The sequence below is a fragment of the Persicobacter sp. CCB-QB2 genome (assembly GCF_001274635.1).
Classification (GTDB): domain Bacteria; phylum Bacteroidota; class Bacteroidia; order Cytophagales; family Cyclobacteriaceae; genus Persicobacter; species Persicobacter diffluens.
Genome location: NZ_LBGV01000001.1, coordinates 1,687,867 through 1,706,277 on the forward strand (window position 1 = coordinate 1,687,867; position 18,411 = coordinate 1,706,277).

15 protein-coding genes are annotated in these 18,411 nt (G+C 39.0%); 2 read left to right on the forward strand and 13 right to left on the reverse strand.

What is annotated here, in order from left to right; genetic code table 11:
• Positions 1–216: 216 nt before the first annotated feature.
• From NG22_RS07700 to NG22_RS07715, 4 genes are all read right to left on the reverse strand, one after another.
• Complete coding sequence (locus NG22_RS07700) at positions 217–1,302, reverse strand: restriction endonuclease subunit S (RefSeq protein ID WP_172674344.1); 1,086 nt, start codon at positions 1,300–1,302, stop codon at positions 217–219.
• An 8-nt stretch (positions 1,303–1,310) separates the two neighbouring features.
• Positions 1,311–2,789 carry a class I SAM-dependent DNA methyltransferase gene (locus tag NG22_RS07705; protein ID WP_053405211.1) on the reverse strand — a complete coding sequence of 493 codons (1,479 nt, stop codon included), beginning with the start codon at positions 2,787–2,789 and terminating at the stop codon, positions 1,311–1,313.
• A gap of 190 nt (positions 2,790–2,979) precedes the next feature.
• Positions 2,980–4,341 (reverse strand): hypothetical protein, encoded by a 1,362-nt coding sequence (locus NG22_RS07710; RefSeq protein ID WP_053405212.1) that lies wholly within the window; start codon positions 4,339–4,341, stop codon positions 2,980–2,982.
• Complete coding sequence (locus NG22_RS07715; protein WP_053405213.1) at positions 4,325–5,491, reverse strand: hypothetical protein; 1,167 nt, start codon at positions 5,489–5,491, stop codon at positions 4,325–4,327. The genes NG22_RS07710 and NG22_RS07715 overlap by 17 nt, the downstream gene beginning before the upstream one ends.
• Positions 5,492–5,657: 166 nt before the next feature.
• Here NG22_RS07715 and NG22_RS07720 point away from each other — a divergent pair, with 166 nt between their 5' ends.
• Both NG22_RS07720 and NG22_RS07725 read left to right on the forward strand, forming a co-directional pair.
• Positions 5,658–6,521, forward strand: a complete 864-nt coding sequence (locus NG22_RS07720; protein ID WP_053405214.1) for a GIY-YIG nuclease family protein — start codon at positions 5,658–5,660, stop codon at positions 6,519–6,521.
• Positions 6,518–6,814 (forward strand): hypothetical protein, encoded by a 297-nt coding sequence (locus NG22_RS07725; RefSeq protein ID WP_053405215.1) that lies wholly within the window; start codon positions 6,518–6,520, stop codon positions 6,812–6,814. The genes NG22_RS07720 and NG22_RS07725 overlap by 4 nt, the downstream gene beginning before the upstream one ends.
• Positions 6,815–6,855: 41 nt before the next feature.
• On the opposite strand, the gene NG22_RS07730 is transcribed toward NG22_RS07725, so the two are convergent.
• The 9 genes from NG22_RS07730 to NG22_RS07770 form a co-directional block, all read right to left on the reverse strand.
• Complete coding sequence (locus NG22_RS07730) at positions 6,856–7,539, reverse strand: tRNA-dependent cyclodipeptide synthase (RefSeq protein ID WP_053405216.1); 684 nt, start codon at positions 7,537–7,539, stop codon at positions 6,856–6,858.
• Positions 7,540–7,737: 198 nt separating this feature from the next.
• The gene (locus tag NG22_RS07735; RefSeq protein WP_053405217.1) at positions 7,738–8,478 is read right to left on the reverse strand and encodes a hypothetical protein; all 741 of its coding nucleotides are present in this window, start codon (positions 8,476–8,478) and stop codon (positions 7,738–7,740) included.
• Positions 8,479–8,657: 179 nt separating this feature from the next.
• Positions 8,658–9,749: a hypothetical protein gene (locus tag NG22_RS07740; protein ID WP_157600923.1), complete on the reverse strand. Its 1,092-nt coding sequence runs from the start codon at positions 9,747–9,749 to the stop codon at positions 8,658–8,660.
• 276 nt (positions 9,750–10,025) lie between these two features.
• On the reverse strand, positions 10,026–10,709 hold the full coding sequence (locus NG22_RS07745; RefSeq protein ID WP_053405219.1) for a hypothetical protein: 684 nt from the start codon (positions 10,707–10,709) through the stop codon (positions 10,026–10,028).
• Positions 10,682–11,239: a hypothetical protein gene (locus NG22_RS07750; protein WP_157600924.1), complete on the reverse strand. Its 558-nt coding sequence runs from the start codon at positions 11,237–11,239 to the stop codon at positions 10,682–10,684. The genes NG22_RS07745 and NG22_RS07750 overlap by 28 nt, the downstream gene beginning before the upstream one ends.
• A gap of 473 nt (positions 11,240–11,712) precedes the next feature.
• Positions 11,713–12,255 carry a hypothetical protein gene (locus NG22_RS07755; protein ID WP_157600925.1) on the reverse strand — a complete coding sequence of 181 codons (543 nt, stop codon included), beginning with the start codon at positions 12,253–12,255 and terminating at the stop codon, positions 11,713–11,715.
• A 14-nt stretch (positions 12,256–12,269) separates the two neighbouring features.
• Positions 12,270–15,782, reverse strand: a complete 3,513-nt coding sequence (locus tag NG22_RS07760) for a D-alanyl-D-alanine carboxypeptidase family protein (RefSeq protein ID WP_053405222.1) — start codon at positions 15,780–15,782, stop codon at positions 12,270–12,272.
• Positions 15,783–16,850: 1,068 nt separating this feature from the next.
• On the reverse strand, positions 16,851–17,774 hold the full coding sequence (locus NG22_RS07765) for a leucine-rich repeat domain-containing protein (RefSeq protein ID WP_053405223.1): 924 nt from the start codon (positions 17,772–17,774) through the stop codon (positions 16,851–16,853).
• Between the two features lie 126 nt (positions 17,775–17,900).
• A complete protein-coding gene (locus NG22_RS07770; protein ID WP_053405224.1) occupies positions 17,901–18,281 on the reverse strand; it encodes a DUF3574 domain-containing protein in 381 nt (126 codons plus the stop codon).
• Between the last annotated feature and the right edge of the window lie 130 nt (positions 18,282–18,411).

The following is an 18,411-nucleotide window of genomic DNA, read 5'->3' on the forward strand; positions in this document are numbered from 1 at the left end:
GGCTTAATTAGCTATATTTCAACCCCTATCCCCTCAAAAGAAAAAAACCGCTTTCCTCTCGAAAAACGGTTTTGATATTTTTAGGCAGTCGCCATTTCATTAAGTTGCGCTTCTTTCACCAACTCCCCTTAAAGGCTCGCTGTAAGAGCGATTGGAAAAGTTCTTCACTCTTCGCAGCGGTCGCCTGCATTTGGGCTTTTTGGGCTTCAATGGCTTCTACTCGCTCCGCAAATTGGTTTTGAAGGGAGAGAGGGGGGATAGTATAGGCAATTCTCTAACGGCTGTCTTTGTAATTGATTTAGTTGTCGCCCCATTTAATTTAGATTTTATATTTATTTGCCCATAATTGGTAGACAAAAAATAATAAAAGTAAAATAAATTAATATCAGTAAGCCTTATAACAAATTGATTCAGTCCTAAAGAAACAGGCTTATTTAACTGAGGCATAATCCAAAACTCACCAGCACTACCAATTTTATTCATTATAATTTCACCCCCATACACTTTAGTTTTGCTGAAAAAATTATAAACTTCCTCAGAAACGTATTTTATATTTTTAGTAAAATCATTTTTTGTGAAGTTCATAGTTCTTACCATGATGGCATAATCTTCTTTGTCTGTCATCTGCAGTTTTTCCGCAACAGTTTTATTCGAACCATTTGAACCAACATCAGCTAAATAAGAAATAAAATCACCACAGGTCTTCTTCTCCCACCCCTTCGGATTAGTCACAGGATCCCCAAACATCTCCAAAAACAGCGACTGCGTCAGCTGATCATACTTTTTAAGCATGGCAGCATCCAATTGACGAAGACGATCCGCCTCGTCCAATATCGTAGCGATGCGCTTTTGGATTGGGAGTGGTGGAAGGGGGATTTTTATTTTCCTAATGTCTTTAAGATAAATCCCTTTTTGAGCAACGCCTTTAGCTCCTTCATTTAATTTTATTTGAATTGGAGTAGACCTTAGAATATACCCTAGATATGAGGGGGTTATTAATTCTTTATTAGGTTTTAATACGCCGACTGAACGTTGAAGGGTAAACTTTGGGTGAGATTCATTAACTACTAGTACTCGTCCAATTGACCCTACAATAGTCAAAAGAACATCGCCAACTTTGACATCTGTTCTTTTATTCTCAGTATTAAAATCTTGTTCAGATAAGTACCTAACGTCATCTAGCACTAGGCCATTTGCATTGATGTTTCTCGAACTAAGCATTAATAATCCCTCTTCAATTCCTTTAGGTGGATTATGAGAACCATCAGTAATTTTTGTGCATATTTCTTGAAGCTCAATCATTGGAAAACTCATCTCATAAGCTCCTCCAAAGCTTTGAGTGCATTGCTACGCTCCTGATCTAAGGTTTTAATGGCTTGAATAATATCGGCAGGAGCATCATAAACCACTTCTTCATACACTATCTCTTTATAGCGGTTAATGCTCAGGTCCCAGTCGTTGGCTTTGATCTCCGCCAAGGGCACCATGAAAGACTGCTCGGTACGGGCACGCTTTGCCTCTTCCTCCGGCTTATGAAAACGGGCAATGATGTCAGGAATGTCATTGGCCTGAACAGCGGTACGTTTATCATCGAGGCTGTAGCCGTCCGCTTTCATATCATAAAACCACACCTTATCCGTTCCACCACTATTGGTTTTGGTAAAGAACAAAACGGCAGTACTCACCCCTGCATAAGGCTTAAACACACCGGAAGGCATGGAAACCACGGCTTCCAGCTTTTGATTTTCAATGATCTCCTTACGGATATCCTTATGTGCCTTGCTACTGCCAAAAAGTACCCCATCCGGAATAATCACGGCACAACGGCCACCCAGCTTCATCATGCGGAGCATAAGGGCTAAGAAAAGCAACTCGGTCTTTTTGGTTTTTACCGTTTGCAAAAGCGAGCTCTCCACACTATCGGCATCCAAAGAGCCTTTGAATGGCGGATTGGCGAGTATCAGGCTGTATTGTTCTTCAATCTTATTGTCTTCGCTCAGGGCATCCATAAAATGCAACTGAGGATGCTCAATGCCGTGCAGTTGCAGGTTCATGGCCCCAATACGCACCATGGAGTTGTCAAACTCCAGACCGTTGAACATGCCTGCATTGAAATGCGTATTGAAGTCGGCATCCATAAAGGCCTCCTGATCTTTCTCATGGAAATACTCATTGGCCGCCACCAAAAAGCCCGCCGAACCACAGGAAGGATCACAGATGATCTCATCACGCTGTGGCTTCACCATCTCCACCATCATTTTGATGATGTGGCGAGGGGTACGGAACTGTCCGTTGGTACCGGCAGTAGCCATTTTAGAAAGCAGGTATTCGTACAGATCTCCCTTGGTGTCCCGATCATCCATATTGATTGCGGAGATCATATCCACCACCAAAGCCAAAAGTCTTGGCGTAGGAATCATGAAGGTCGCCCCTTTCATCAGTTGGGCAAAAACACCCTCCTGCGCTCCAATACTTTTCATGTGCTCAAAGACCGTCAGACCGTCCGCCACTTCCTGCGGTTGCGTGAATCGCTCAAACATCACCTGCGGCGCATCTTCCTTAAAGGAGCTCCAACGCAACACCTGCTGGTGCTCCTGATAAACAGGCTTATCGATCGGTCGCTTCGTGCGCAGCGCACGCTTCTCCTTACGGTTCTGCTCCTCATCTAACCTCTTGATAAAAAGCAGATAAGTGAACTGCTCAATTACGGTAAGCGGATTCGATATCCCCCCTGTCCAGAATGCTTCCCAAATCTTATCGACTTGCGATTTCAACTCGCCTGTGATCATGAAAAAATATTATTTATAAAGTGTTTAAATACCATTTAGCTGTTCCCAAAATGCGGTTTATACACGTTTTGGGCCAGTTTGTAAATATAGGGGGATTTTTGGGTTTGGGGGGTAAAGTATGAGTGGATTTAATGCTTATTATTCAATTTTCCTAAATGGGTTCGCACTTTATTCTAAGTTAGGGTACAAATCAAATACACCTAAGTAAGAATAAAGCCGCTATGCCATAAAGCAAGCTTAATAAAATTGAGGGAAGGATGAGTAATCGCAATGTCTTTTTCCTTTTTTTATCTAACTTCGACTTGATAGTACTGGAAAAGTAATGCTCCTCTTCAATTCTTTTTTTCAAGAGTTTCGACTGATTACATACACCGTACCAACTACCGGTGAGTTGAAGAATCAACGAGCCGATAAAATACCATGGCAATAGTTTGGCGATCAAATCTAATTTAACGCTACTTTCTGAAGTGTCGATCAACTTAACCCAATTTACCCCTAGTAAAAATAGGGAAGCTAAAAAATCACGTGTAGTTCCTCTAATGAATGAATTAATATTGGCTAGAATTTGGTCATAATAATTACTAACCTCAGTTAAAACCGTACGATACTCCTTATCAAATTCCTCTATTCTTTGGGCAATCACGGCAAAATATGCATCCTGTGCTCTAACAAGTGCTTCGGCCCCTTGTTCAGCAACTAAGAAAACATAATCCTTATTTGCGTATTTATCATCAAACTGCCTAGCAAAAATTCGAAGCCTTAAGTCATGGTCATTTCGTTCATATACCCACGAAACGATCGTTAATAGTTTGTTTATATAATCTCGATCATTAATTCTTAGGCCTGCACCATTATACAACGGAATTTCAATTCTTTTATTCCCTTTAATCAGCACCTCATCCCCAATTCTGGAAGAAAAAATTTCATGCGTCAGTGTAGCTAACAATGACAAACACAAAAGCTTGTTAAGCTGCTTGTGAATAGGTTTAGCTACCCCAGTAAGGGTGGTATCTATATAAAACACGTTTGGATTAATAAGTGCCTGACAATGAAACTTAATCTGCTGTTGAATCTCGATATAACTTGGTATTGGCTGATTATTATCAATAGCTTCGAAGTCTGAATCAAAATCAATGAGAGGAACTATATTTATATTTTTTGCCTTGATTTCTTCATCCAAGTCACCAATAGCAAAAAAAACTTGATGACCACTGAATGGAAGGCTAAGATCCAAAGGGTTAATAGTCTTTAGGTATGCCACAAAATCATTAATGGAAAAAAAGAAATATTTATCATTCGATACTTTTTCTTTATTTAAATTAACTTTCAGCGAATCAATGTCATGTTCAAATTCATCTGTAATAGGCTCGTTATTCAGTATATCGATAAACCTAAAACCAAAACCCCCTAAATCCCCATGAGATTCATAAAAAGTCCTTAAAGAAGAAATAGAACCAATATCATTCGTGGTGGCGGTAAAATATGATAATTGATCGTCAACATCGAACTGTCCTCTTGATAAAATTTCAAGAAAATCAATTAAAATTCTCATTCCCCAAATCTGTAGTTGGTACTTGTATTATCAATTTAGATTTCCCGTTACCCTCATCACTACGTTCTATCTTAATCTCATCTGAGTTCCAATTAATCGCTAACCAAGGCGTTTTAAATTTTTTATCTAACCTATAAACACTCATCCTATCCACTTCAAACTCTTGACCTAGAACAGCCTGATCCCTTAGGGCTTGTTTGAAACACCCACTAACTACACCTCGATTTTCCTCGGATACTTCATCACATACCGCTTCTATAAAAGAATCTTCTTGGAAATGGCTATTTGCCAATAAACAAATCCTAGCTTTTCTATTAAAATCTATTTTTTTTACATCTTCATCTAACTCCTCAGCCCTCTTAATCGTCCTAACAGCTGACCTTACCCCAGTTAAAACTTTCTTGGTTAAAGTCCTACCATATTCTGCATCTAGGGCAACATTAAGAAAATTGGAAAAATAGGCAGGGATATAAATACTACTTCTATCCTTTGCGATTACCCCCCAATTAAATTCTCTCCTTGTACTTATAATAGCCACTTTTTGAATATGTTTTTGACTTTCAGTAATACTAGTTGTGTTATTTTTTAACTTAACTTCTTTATCTCCATCCACCTCAATCACTTCATAAGATATGGCTGTGCTACTATCAATTTTTAATAAAAATACCAGATTAACAGACTCAATAGAATCGTCAAGTTTATATTCAACGTTTGCTTTAGAAAGGATCAACACTCCATCATTGACATTCCCCTGAGCATTATTATGGCTCTTGCAAAAATCTTCAGTCAAACTAACGGATAAATCAGCTAATGCATCAGTATCAGAAACATCCTGCTCTGAGAAATTTTGAATCACTTCAGGAATCGCTCCTTTGAATTGATAGTACCCCCCTTTTTTAAGCACTTCCCAAAATATTTTTTCAAAAAATTCTTTATTAGATTCAATCAATCTAACCTTCTTGAAAGAATTTATCACAAATTTGTCGGCTGATGTGCTGAAATTGTTCTTTTTGAGTTCGTGAAAAATAAACCAATTAATACTGATTTTTTGAACTCTGTCATAAGAAAAGGTCAATGAATTTTGAATTTCCGATTCAACCATATTAATAGCTTTGTTGTTAAAAAAATATTTTTGCAAAAAATCCTCCATGGGAAGTGAAACGAATCAGGGAGTACAGTAAATATAATGGGAAAACTGAAGTAATAAATAGTGACTCATGGATTTTTTTATATAGTAATACAGACCGAAAAATCCATTTTCATTTTTAATCCGATCCCTTAACTTAGCTATCATTTTTCATTCATTAGCCCAAACCATGAGAGGAAAGACCATTCAGGTATTTTTAACCGACGGAACACCGAGAGGCATCAAAATAGCCGATATTACCAGTAATATTGAACAGGCGGTATTCATTCCCCGAAACAAGATGAAGGAAGCCCAGGAGCGGAAGGAAGTTTACCGCCCTGGACTGTACTTTCTTTTAGGTGAAAATGAATCCTCCTCCAAGCCTTTGGTTTACATCGGCCAGTCCAGAAATGTAATGGAGCGCATCAAAACTCATGACCAGAAAAAGGATTTTTGGAATTATGCGGTAATGATCGTCTCCAAAACCGAAAGTTTTACGCAAACACATATTGAATACCTGGAACAATTGGCTATTCAAAAAGCGGCTGGCATTGGGAGATTCAAGTTAGAAAACAGTGCAAACCCAAAGGCCTTTAGCATTCCCGAAACCCTTGAAGCGGATCTGCTGGATAATTTTGACACGATTAAAATCCTGCTTTCCACCTTAGGTTTTACCGTTTTCGAATCGCTAAAGAAGGAGCCATTGACAAAAGGATCAGATAATAAGGAAATATTTTTCTGTAAGGGAAAAATAGCAGATGCTAAAGGCGAATATCAGGAGGATGGATTTGTAGTTTATAAGCACTCACTGGCCGCAAAGGAATTAAAGCCCTCTGCCGGAGATCCACTACGAAATCAGAGGTCAAAATTAATTGCAGATAAGATCCTGATCGAAAAAGGGGATAGTTACGAATTTCAGGAAGACTTTCTTTTCAACTCCCCATCTGCAGCAGCCTCTCAGGTGCTAGGCAGAAGCGCTAACGGTTGGAGAAATTGGAGGGATCACCATAATTTAACGCTGGACCAAGTGAAACGAAAAGATGATGCATCATGAATAAAGCAACCAAAATAAAGGGGTACCTGAAATTGATCACTCCTTTTACCATCCTCGGGACGATATCAATATTACACCTCATTCATAGGTATGTGGTAGGATCAACAATGGGTGAATGGTACAGACATTTCACCCATTTTCTAACAGCATTTACAATTCTTCTCTTAGTAGCTGAATTCATCTTACAAGCAGCTACCAGGGGAAACCAAAAAATCATTTGGTTACTGGAATTAGCTGGAATTTTAGGTTTTTTAGTGTTGGTTATAAAAGTTTTTAATATCACCAGTATTTAATAATCGGCAAAAGGGCTATACTGAGTAAACCACAAAAATGCCTACTTATTAAAATTGATTCTGGCAAAAACGATATTCTCAATTCCCTGTGGGGCATCATATTTTTGGCTGGACAATGCCAAAACAGTTTTGAAGGGTTTTGCGGGATAAGCCTTAAGGTATTTTCCACTGCGGCCCATAATCGTCCAAACACTTAGTTCCTCTAATAAATAATTGACACACCTCCTCTCCAGCTCTTCTCTGGTTAATAAATGGTTCAATTTATCCAGATGAGCATCTGTAAATCGGGCAAGGTCAAGGTGAGCAAGCTCCTGAAAAGAAGAATTATTTTCATATAGATTGTAATAGCCTTCCAAAACTTCCGGAAAATCGGGATGTAGTCTCCAATGATCCCAACGGGTAACTTTGTAAGGAATTGAAAGTTTTTCAATATATCGCAAATTATCAAACAACCACTGATCACCCCAACTCAATGCTTCCGAGTAAGCCGCGCTTTCCTCCCGATTCTCCATCATTAAGTTATGCCGCTGGCTGGTATCAGCAATATTAATCAAACAGTAATCAAAATTTCGATTGGCATAAGCTATGGTAGCTTCCAAATAATCCCCTCTTTGCTGCTGATTCCCTATGCTGATCCCAATATGAAGATTCCTGATGTTTTTCCCCTCTAAATAATGGCCGGCAACGTATGCCTTTTTTACTTTTGATGATTTGGTGATTTCCATACCGAGTGCTTATATGAAATAAATAGTGGGGTAATCATTCCCTCATATAATAATATAAAATATGCTATAACACTCAAAATCAACTTATAGCTAAACCTTAAAGAAGCTAAGTACCATTAACCCTACAAACGCCTAAAAAAATGAAAAGAAAACATTGTTAGTCTGCCGAAATTTGGGATAGCGGCCTGTGGAAAACACCTAATGGTGCGTAAATTTTTGACCATCCCACTTAAAGACCGACCCATGCTGCGGCTCATTGTCTAATTGAAGTTCGTCCCTACTTTTAAAACTAATGGTATTATCTTCCGAATCCACTGCAGCCGCTAGTCTTAATACACCTGTAAGTTGTTGGTTTTGTTGTGAATAAATATAAGTGACATAAACCCTATTTTGCACAAGAAGGGCTGCTGCTTCTTCACTTTTACCCAGAAAGTGAGCTACCGGATTAATATTCAGATCACGATTGCCGAAATTATCGAAAACGACCTCTTCGGAAGTCACTTCTAAGCCCGAATACCTTAAAAGCTTTATGGATTGCTCTATTCCCAATGTTGCGTCTTCAGCAATACGGATACTCAAAACGGAATTGCTATCAAGTAAGTAATAATTTTCTTCATAGCTTCCCGCTCCTCCTGGAAGCGCTTTTACTTTTAAAAAATGGGATGTGGTGTCATATTCAACCGAATACATCGCTTCTTCTAAAAACGCCTCATAATGATCATAATCGTCCTGTACGATTGAATATTCGGCACCTAAGCTATTATAAAGCCATTTATTCCAAGTTGGACTATAATCAACCGAATATTCGCTGATGCTATTTACCATGCTAATCAATTGAGGAAAATTTTCTTTTGGACCTCCCTCTTTTACTTTCCTCCCTTCACATGAGGCAAGCAAGAAAATGATCACCACAATGCTTAATTTAAGCTGATATCTCATAACAAATTTTTAAATAATTCACAAGCTTTACCCTGGCGTTCCCTTTGGTACACATTACTGAAAAGGTGCAGACGAAGCCCACCTAAAGTTCAGGGCATGAATAAGGCCAGCAGAACGCCGGCCTTTGGATTTTATTAAAACAGAGCATGACTTTCCTGCTGGCCCTTTTTATCAAACTATTACTTCACCCTGGTAACACTCCATTTTCCACGCTGAAATCCATATACTTTTTGCTCAGGAGAGCCATCCATTTTCTTTTGATACTCCAAATTCCAGCCCTCCAAAATATCGGTCATATCCATCGGACGTACAGTTTCTACCTCCATGGAATATCCACTTCCACCATTTACGCCGGAAAGAATTCGGGCAGGATAAACTTTCCCCTCGTTATCTACAGGCACTCCATATACCACTTGACTCCCTAAATCCATTGGGCTCTTCACCAACAATAAAATAAAGGATTTTCCAAGTGGCCAATAACCTGCCACCTGAAGGTCTTCTTCTTCAAAAGCCGGATAATCCAGGAAAGGCTCCCCTTCAGAGGAAACAGCCTTTATACTACTATAGATTTCATCACAGTACATAATAATGGTTAAAGCCTCTTTCCCAATGCACTTGCTGGTCACTACCCGATTACCTTCCATTAATTCCGGCGATCCTAAATCGGAAAGTAGCTTTTTTCGTTTGGCATCAATTTCAGGTAAGACATCAAACCTTTCCCGCATATCATCTATCTTCCACTTCCCATCCTCTTTCACTACCTTAACCGAAAACAGCCATTCTTTCCCTTCGGGGCTGACATCATATAGATATTGCCATTCTTCATCATGGCCATAAGTTGGCACACTTCCTGGAGAAGCCACCTTGTTAAAGTCACACAAGTAAAGGTATTCGTCTGGTGATACCTTTACGAAAGATCGATCAATTGGATTATCCTCAATTAGCCGTTTGAACGGCAGGAAAACCTCGCTAAATATGAACATAAAATTCATATTTATACCAAATTTCAGTTCCTCCCCTCTTTGCTTTTGTTTATCTAAAAAACTTGTAGAAAAGAAACCCATCTTCATTGATGCTTCATGAATCAAACTGGCATTGACTTTTATATTATCATAATCATAAAAATCCCAGATGCTATCACCCAAGTAGGCAATTTTCCAATCGCTGGCATCTTTAATTAATTTTGCTACTTCTTGATATTCACCCGTCAATCCTTGAGCTACAGAAATCTGACTAAAAACCAAAAACACAATAAATAGTAATCTCCTCATTGCTAACTTTCAAAATCTAACAACTCTTGTTTTGAAGAAGAAACTCTCTTATCTGAACACTCAAAAGGGCATTGTTAACCTGGAGTTGACCTTACCAAACCGAAAGAGCGCGCGATTAAATGAAAAATAACCATTAGAGTTTCTTAGGCTATTTTTTTGCTTCAATGTAAAGAGCATCTTACTTATTTCGTATTACTGAAATACAAGTATCATTGTATTTTCTTCCAGCATAGACGTCAATTAGCTCAATCGCAATTAAATAGTCTTTTGATCTATCTAAGTTCTCGGAAGATCTAAATCAACATCCTGAAATCCATTAAAATCTTTTAAAGCTATTTGATGAACAGCCACCCTTGTCAGGCCAGAAAATAATTTCCCGTTCTCAGTATCTTCAGATGAATCAACCTGCAAAACATAAACATTAATGTTATGAGGTCTATTATTTGCAGAGAATAAGCCAGGGGATTTCCCATAACCTGCCCAAATCTCAATCGGTTTAAATATGTCCAAAAAAGTAAGTACTATTTCCCCGGCACCGGAACCCTCAACCCCCTCGACCCAAGCTGAATTATGATCAGCCTGAAGTTGTAAGGGACTATACTTACAGGACCAATTAACAAAATCCCTTCTTTGAGCCTCGAGCTCTTCGATTATATCAGGGTCGTCTAGTTCATAGGCTTTTACAATTTCATCCTGGGTTGGATTTTTAGGTGCAATTCCACCAGGCTTCAGATAACTAGTACACCAATTACTCGAGCTTCCATCAAAAGAATAATAGAGGCTAATGTCTATATTTTCGAATTCAGATACCTTTTTCAATTCTGAATTACCACAACATTCACATGGTAAAATTTCAACCTCTTGGGCAAATGTACTAAGAGAGAAAAAATAGCAAATGCTAAAAAATATAACGAGTTTACTTACCATAATAATCAAAGAATGAACTGCTCTCCATTCCATTTAACTTCAATACTTATACGAGGATCGTGCTCCACAAAAGCTATTATTTTTGTTCCAAATTGCGGTAATTTTAGCCTTAAACAAAAATCGTTATCTCCAAGAAGCTCTTCTAAAACCTCATTGACCTTATCATATGGAAATACATCTTGTCTTCTCCAGGTTCTATTTGATTTATCATAAGTAAAAAAACCATTAACTGGGCTGCAATTAGAGCCTTGCGTGCACAATTGCTCAATCGCTATAATATCAATTCCTTTTTTTCTATTTTTAAACAGAACACATTTACCACTGGCCAAATATTCGATATAGCCATTCTTAAGGTCACATTTGGTGATTAATTCCTCCCTTGATTTATAGGTTTCAACTATTTCGCCATCACAAAAAATATGCTCCTTATTGAGCAACATAAAATATGATTCTACATCATCTGGATTCACTATTTCTTTTTGCCATTTTTCTTGCGCTTTCGCATCATAAGAAATACAAAAAAATAATGAAAGCATTAAAGTTATCACATCATTTCTTTTCATATATAACTGCATCGTTTAATCTTTGACACATCCGCCCATTTTCAAATATAATCTTCGCCTTTATCCCCCTCTGCCGTAGTATTTTCGAATATCAAAGCCTACTTCTCGATAATTACTTTTTCCTTTTCCCTTCCCAGGTCAATGTAATAGAGCGAGCCGAGGAAGCATCACTAAGCCTAGGCTGTCGAATATTCCGGACAGATAGCTGGTTTCTTGCTGAAGAATGGCTCTGGCGTGATTAGAACAGGGGGTGATTTCCTCACATTAAAGGATTTTCGACAACCTACACTAAGCCCCACCAATAAATCACCCCACGGATTAGATAGATTTGCCTCTGAAATTCAATATTAAACTTTTGACTTCCATGTTCGAAGACGACGATTACTTGCCAGTTCGGCTAACGGCAGAGGGCAATAAATTTACTTAAAATGGTGAATTTTGGAGATTTATTCCACATTGAAACAACCGACGGGCTAGTCCCCTTCATTCACTGAAAGGACTGTATCGCTGCATTCTCTCCCATTAAATTTAGCAAAATAAAGCATTTCATCACCAGACCACAAGGAAATTTTGGCATCATCAAATTGAAACTTAAATCCAGTTTCTTTGCTAAGCTCTATAACATCGGCTTTTAAAGAATCACTATAAATTGGAACAAATTCTTTTGACCAATAGGATTCAAGATTGGAAGCTCCTCGAATAAAAAATTTCCCTTCTACAAACACTTTAATTGGCCTACTAAAATTATAAATGAAAATCTTTACTTCCCGATGATTCTCATAGACAGCTTGGTGATTATAAGGAGAAACGTCACTCATAGGATTGTAGTGACAATAATTAACATGATCCTTTCCTGTAATATCAAAAATTGAATCTGAAGAAATTAAATCTATATTTTCATTTATCTTCCAAGTTGAATCTTCAAATTGCATAAACATTTTTGCTTTCGAAAAATCCGATCCGGAAGAACAACCACTTAACAGGAAAAGAAGAATAGCTACTTTTAAAAATCTCATAAACATCTTCCTCATTAGTCTTTCTCAAATTTAAACTCTTGATTTTTACTTTTATCAAAACGAATACTTGAAGACTCATCTTTTTCAGGTGCTTCCCCTTTCAAGCTAAAGTCAACATAGGTGTTTTTTGTTTTCATACGCTCTCCTACATACTCCCAATGATGTTTTTCATTTGGCTTTGAAACAGTAATTGCAAAACCAAAATCGGGTGCATTTTTACGTAGCCACTTATCTATTTTTTTGGTCTTGGCACTCATCCCCTCCGAAGGTAGTTTGTTAGTTTTATAACCTAAAGACCTAAAATAATCAGCATTACCCAAATCAAAAGCCACTCCTGATTGGTGGTTTGACCTTCCTGCCGGTGCTGCGCCATTAATTCCAGAATCTCCTCCCTTTTGCCTTACGTTCATTTCCTGTTGTTGTGAAAAAGTCCTGAAACCACTTGAAAAACCTAATATTTCAGGATTTGCTCTCTGAAGGTCAGAAACCACTTCAAAAACACTATCTTTTTGAGCCTTATCCACCATATTCAAAAACGCCTCTCCTGCACTATTCAGCAGTATTTGGCCAGTATTATGGATGGTCTCAACGATATCAGCATGTCCTTGAAATTCTCCCTTCCTCCATTGCGCAGTAGGTGCGTAAATATCAGTCCAATTATTGATGAAATTGGAAACAGCCGTCCAACCCTTTAGAGAAGTGTCTTCAGAATAAGTGCCCTTTTCCTGGTCATAAATACATTTTACTACATTTGCGTACTCATTTCCCCCACTATCCTTTTCAGTATTAAGCACCTTCACAAAATCACCCATTGTAAAGTTTGTATTCGTTTTTTTAAAACTAACCACTCCATTCTTATCCTCTCTAATCCTAAGAATGGGCTTTTTATCAATTATCGTCTTATGGTTTGCTTCTGTCGAAAAAGAATCTTGGGCTTTGGTAACCCCAAAAAATTCATCATTTAATTGGTTTCCAAAATTAGCATTTGAAATATTTACCCAATGACTTGTCCCACTAACCTTTCCATAAACTTTTCTAGACCTAAAACTTTTATCTCCCTTTGATAATTGAGTTGCAGTAGGCTTTTGATGAATAGTTCTGATTTCGGAAATAGAAATTTCACTCCCCTTTGTTAACTTCAACTGCACTCCATCTTTATCTTTGGCTGGTTTTAGATCGGCAGTTCTTAACCACACGTCCGATCCTTTAACTATAATCAATTTGCCTGATACTGTATCAAAATTCTTCTCCTTTAACGATCTTAAATAATCCGAGTCAGTATTTCGTATTGGTACTATTAATTCATCTTGATTTTCAAAAATGGAAATCTCTGAATCATTAATCCCCAAATAAGTATTGATAGCCCTTACTTTTGCTTGTTCTTCTTTTGAATCCCAACCACTCGCTAACTCAATCTTAAATCTGTTTAAAATTGATTTGGAAAAAATACTATAATCTGTAACCCCATCCAAAATAGCCATCACCAGATCATCCCTATCCTGAGATTTCTGCTGATCTATAATTTCAAAAATCACATTTTCATGATCCTTTCCATACTTTCTTAACTCCTTTCCAAGTTTGGAAAAATCCTTATCTAAAAAATTCAGCGCATGGAAACGGGAATTGGTATCATCCAAAAGCTGGTCTGCAGTTTTGGGAACAAATTCCTTTACAGGTGACTCATTTTTATTTTGAGGTGTCCAAAGATTTGGCTTCCACATAAAATCAGTCTCGTCTTTTTCCGGAAGTACCACAGGCCCCGGCACAAAATCAGGAGCAGCCTTTGCCGCCTCATCTGCCGCTAACTGGTCCTGATAAGCTTTTTCCCTCGCTCGTTTTTCCCGTTCCGCCTTCACCTGCGGATATTGCTCAATCCGCTGCTTCACATATTCCGCGGTGCAAGCGGTGCCATTCAATTCAGCAAGCGTCTTGCTGGAAGCGCCGCCGATATTTCCATCCGAACTAGACCAATGCAATACTTGCTGCTGAAATTTATAGATCGCGGCAATGGTTGCTTTCAAATCTTTCTGATCCACTGCGGTCTCAACGGCCTCAGCCTTGGCTTTTTCATCCGCATAAGCGGTTGGGGAAAGCAATCCTAATGCATGAAGACGTGCCTGAATCAATAGTACATCCGCTTTATTATTGGCCGCGCTTCCGCTTCCCACTCCGGCCGAGATGGTTGGAGTGGCCGCCTTTTTAGCAGCGCTTTCAGTGCCGGCTTTTTCTTCTGTCTTATCTTTGGAAGTCTCCAGGCCTTTCACCCGACCTTCCAAAAAGGCAACCCGCTGATCAAAACGGTCATCCGATACTTTTAACCAACGACTGCGATTTTTCATTTCTTTGGTAAATCCTTCCAGATCGTTTTTCACCACATGCGGCTGTAAAAACTCCCGTGTATCTCTTTCATAATCCCCTCGGTAAGTCAAATCAAAAAGCATCTCTTTGATCATCGGATTAAGCTTTTCCCAATCCGTTGCTCCATATTTGGCGGTCACATCCGCCTTAGTCGCCATCCGCTTAGCATCAGATTTCTTCTCTGCAAAAGCTAGTTGAAATAAGGCATTCTGTTGCGGATGACTAATGATGGGTAACTTAGCGGCATTTCCTTCCAGCCAGTTTTTTGCGCCAAGCCCTCGCAATCCAATGGCGGATTTCCATGGACTAATCGCGATTCCGGCCTGTTTGAATTCATTCTCTATCAAAGTACTCGTTCCTCTATGCCCAAGATCATAACCCCTCCCGATGGTCACCCCGGATTTTTTTCCCGGCCAATGCGCCTTTCTACTAAAATAGAGACTGTCAGGATTATCATCCCCCTCTACCAAATTGGTGAAATCGCCTACAGACTGATCTCCGATGAGCATTTTCATGTCCTCCGCTTTTTCCTCTTTCTTGCTTTTCGCCTGCGGCTCCTTCACTACCTCTGACAATTTCGGCGCTTCCTGCTCTCCCTGAACTTTAGAAGTAGTTTTGGGAATCTCAATGGTCGCCCCGGCATTAAAGCCTTCAATATTGCCCCACTGTTGTAAAGCATCGGCATTTTCAGCCTTGAGGGCCGAAACGGACACCCCAAATTTGGCCGCAATCACTTCTAAACGGTCGCCAGCCTGTACTTCATAAGCATTCGGAGTCTGCTTTTCCTGTACCAATTCCTGAGCCACAGCCACTAAGTCCTCCCGCCGCTCTTCCACAGGAGTAATGGGCGTATGCGGCAATTCCGGAACTTCAATCCCCTTCGCTTTCAACACCTGCGCCCTGCTTTCCGGACTCCCCATATAAAAATCTTTAATCTCTTCCAATGGGTAGCGCTGATAATAGGCTGCATCTCGCTCGGCCAAAGGCACTTCAGCCCCGGCCTTATTGGGCTTCCCGCTTTTATGTGCAGCTAACTCAGCCCGCAAATCCTGCAGCATCGCTTCTTCCGATTGCTGCATTTCCTGATAATCCTGAAAGGATTGCCTTTGAGGCTCCTGATTTTGACGGACTTGAGGACTATTATGAAGGACGTCTTGCTTGGTACTCATGTAAGGTTGAAGTAATTTTCATAAAGCTAATAAGAAATTAGCTTATTTGAGGAAAGTATTCCTAGAGATTTTTATTTTTTAATGAAATTTTAAAGGCGAGTCATTTATCCAAACCTAAGTCGTTTTGTGGTTGAATAATAAAGTTCTCAAACCCGAATCTCCTTTAATCAAAATTCTTGGTTTTTAGCCAATATCATTTTTTATCGGATGAGTGATGCATTCCCTTAATAACAAAAATATAACCTGGGAATCAGGTGCTTATCAGATCTGCAATAAATAAATCGAATTAGAAGTCTAGCCACTCATCAGGCCATCAGATGAATCGAGAAAATTCCTATAGTCATAACTCATTTGACAGGATTGGAGGGGCTATGCACTTTTAGTTCTAAAAAAAACAGGGAATGCCAGAATTTTAAACCTCGCAGAAAAATTAACTACCATAAAAAATGCTGGTGGGCCCGACTGAACCGACTTTCACTTAGCCGCTACAATTAATGGCCAATGGTATTCCCCACTCGATTGACAAGCCAAATCAACCATTAATTAATCTGAAGGGATTATCAAATCGCTTCCATCATTACTTCCGTAAAGAATTCAATTTTATGAGATAATTAACATTCAATCCCCTAAAAGGTCTATTTGTCCCAATTTAAATATTTTTCCTTCGAAAATTTATTTTTACCCCATTAATGCAACGGCCCTTTTCGCGCCCCATCGAAGCAAAAAATGCCCTGAGAGGCCGTGAAGAGCGATTACCCGGGCTGTATCGGGAAGTAAAATGCTACTTTAGCGAGTTATTTTTAGCTGCTAATGTCCACTATTGTGCTTCATTTTTTTCAACACAGGGCACCTTTGACTCAGACTAAACATATAAAAGTGTATATCAAAAATATTAACCCGGATTATTCATGCTTCAATCCTCGATTAGCCGCTAGGCGGGAAAAATGAAGGAATTTTTCCTATTTCGAGTTTTTTCCAACGAAACAGATGAATGAGGAGAAAGCAAGCCTACCCAAATTTGAGCTTTTGATAATTCGACAAAACTAATCGTAAAATCCTAAAAAATAGCTACTTACAGTAAATCACTAAATCTAGCGGTGAATAATTCGGGTTAAATTTTACAACAACATAAAAAGTTTGACCTCGTCTACCACTCCCTATTGAATGCCCTTTCCAGCGAGGAATAATCTCCCCGATATCATCGGCATTAAATCCCTCAAATGGGTTTTGGGAGGCATAAAGATTTTGCAAGGCAGGAAGGCTAAATACTTCTTTTGGAATGGTCTTTAGGTGATTTTCATTAAGCGAAATTTCTTCCAGCTGCGTCATTTGAAGTAAATACTCTGGAAACTCCCTAAATTGATTCTGATCCAGAATGATTTGATTCAAGCTACTTAACTCCAACACCTCCTGTGGCAGGGAATTCAGCTGATTACCACTTAAATTCAAAGCCTTTAGCTCCTTCAGCTTTCCAATTCCCGGGGACAACATCTTCAATTCAAAAGCATGAATTTCTAAATGCTCCAGTTCTTCGATCTCAAATAATTCCATAGGAATCATTCGCAGGGGTTTATTCCATGAAAAACGTTTCCTTTCCTGCTGAGCCTGTAAATCCCTAACGGCAGCCAGACACTCCCGATACCCTTTCCAACGGTTATGCTCCCAGAAAAAGTCCACCGCGGATTGATAATCCATCGGATTATCAGCCAAATCGAAACACTCTAAATATGGCATTTCAATTAACAATTCCGGGCTAACATCCGTGATCCGGTTATTATACAAATACAAATGTCGCAGATTTTCCAGTTTGCGGATACGCTCCGGTATCCCACGGATTTTATTGTTCATCACCTTCAATACCTCTAGGGAGGTAATTTCAAAAACCTCCTGAGGAATATCCTCCAGCCCCAAATTGGACAGATCAAGCTCGGTCCAATTTTCTTTTCTGGCCTTTTCTATATGAGCATATATTTTGGGGTGAAGTTCTTGCATAATGGAAGGGGTTCAGCATTTAGACGACTAATTTAGCCAGATTGGCAAAATCATGCAAATAGCACAGAAATACTGGAGAAACAGAAAATGTTTTTCAATGCCACAGGCTTGTTTTTGTACTATATTTCAAAAAGAAACCCGCACTTTTTGGTCAATGCGCATAACGCTTTCCTGCCGGAACAGTCGCTTATAACGTGCCCTCAATGTATCCAAGGCAGCATTTTGGTCACCTTCATGAATACAAATCAATATTCGACTCCCCTCTTGAGCAGCACTTCCATTTGCTGATGTCCAGTAACCGTCCGCAGAAACAATGCTGTAACCGGATAGTTGAGCATCGATCTGGGAGGCACGAAAGACTTCCCAATCCGCATTGGAAATCACTCCCCCATCGGGAACTGACAGTCCGAAATACAATTCAGTCTTTACTTTTTTGTCCCCTTTTAAAAACCACGCTGAAGATAAAATGGCAACTATCAACAGCGCAATCGAAACTTTTTTCCTCATTTTTTGTCCTTTTTTCCTCTATTAATAAAAACACACTCGTGTATAAAGTCAAAATTCATACTAGTTATTTCCTTCTTACAGAAGAATATAGACAATTTTCAAAAAAAATATTCAACCCCAAATTTCATTA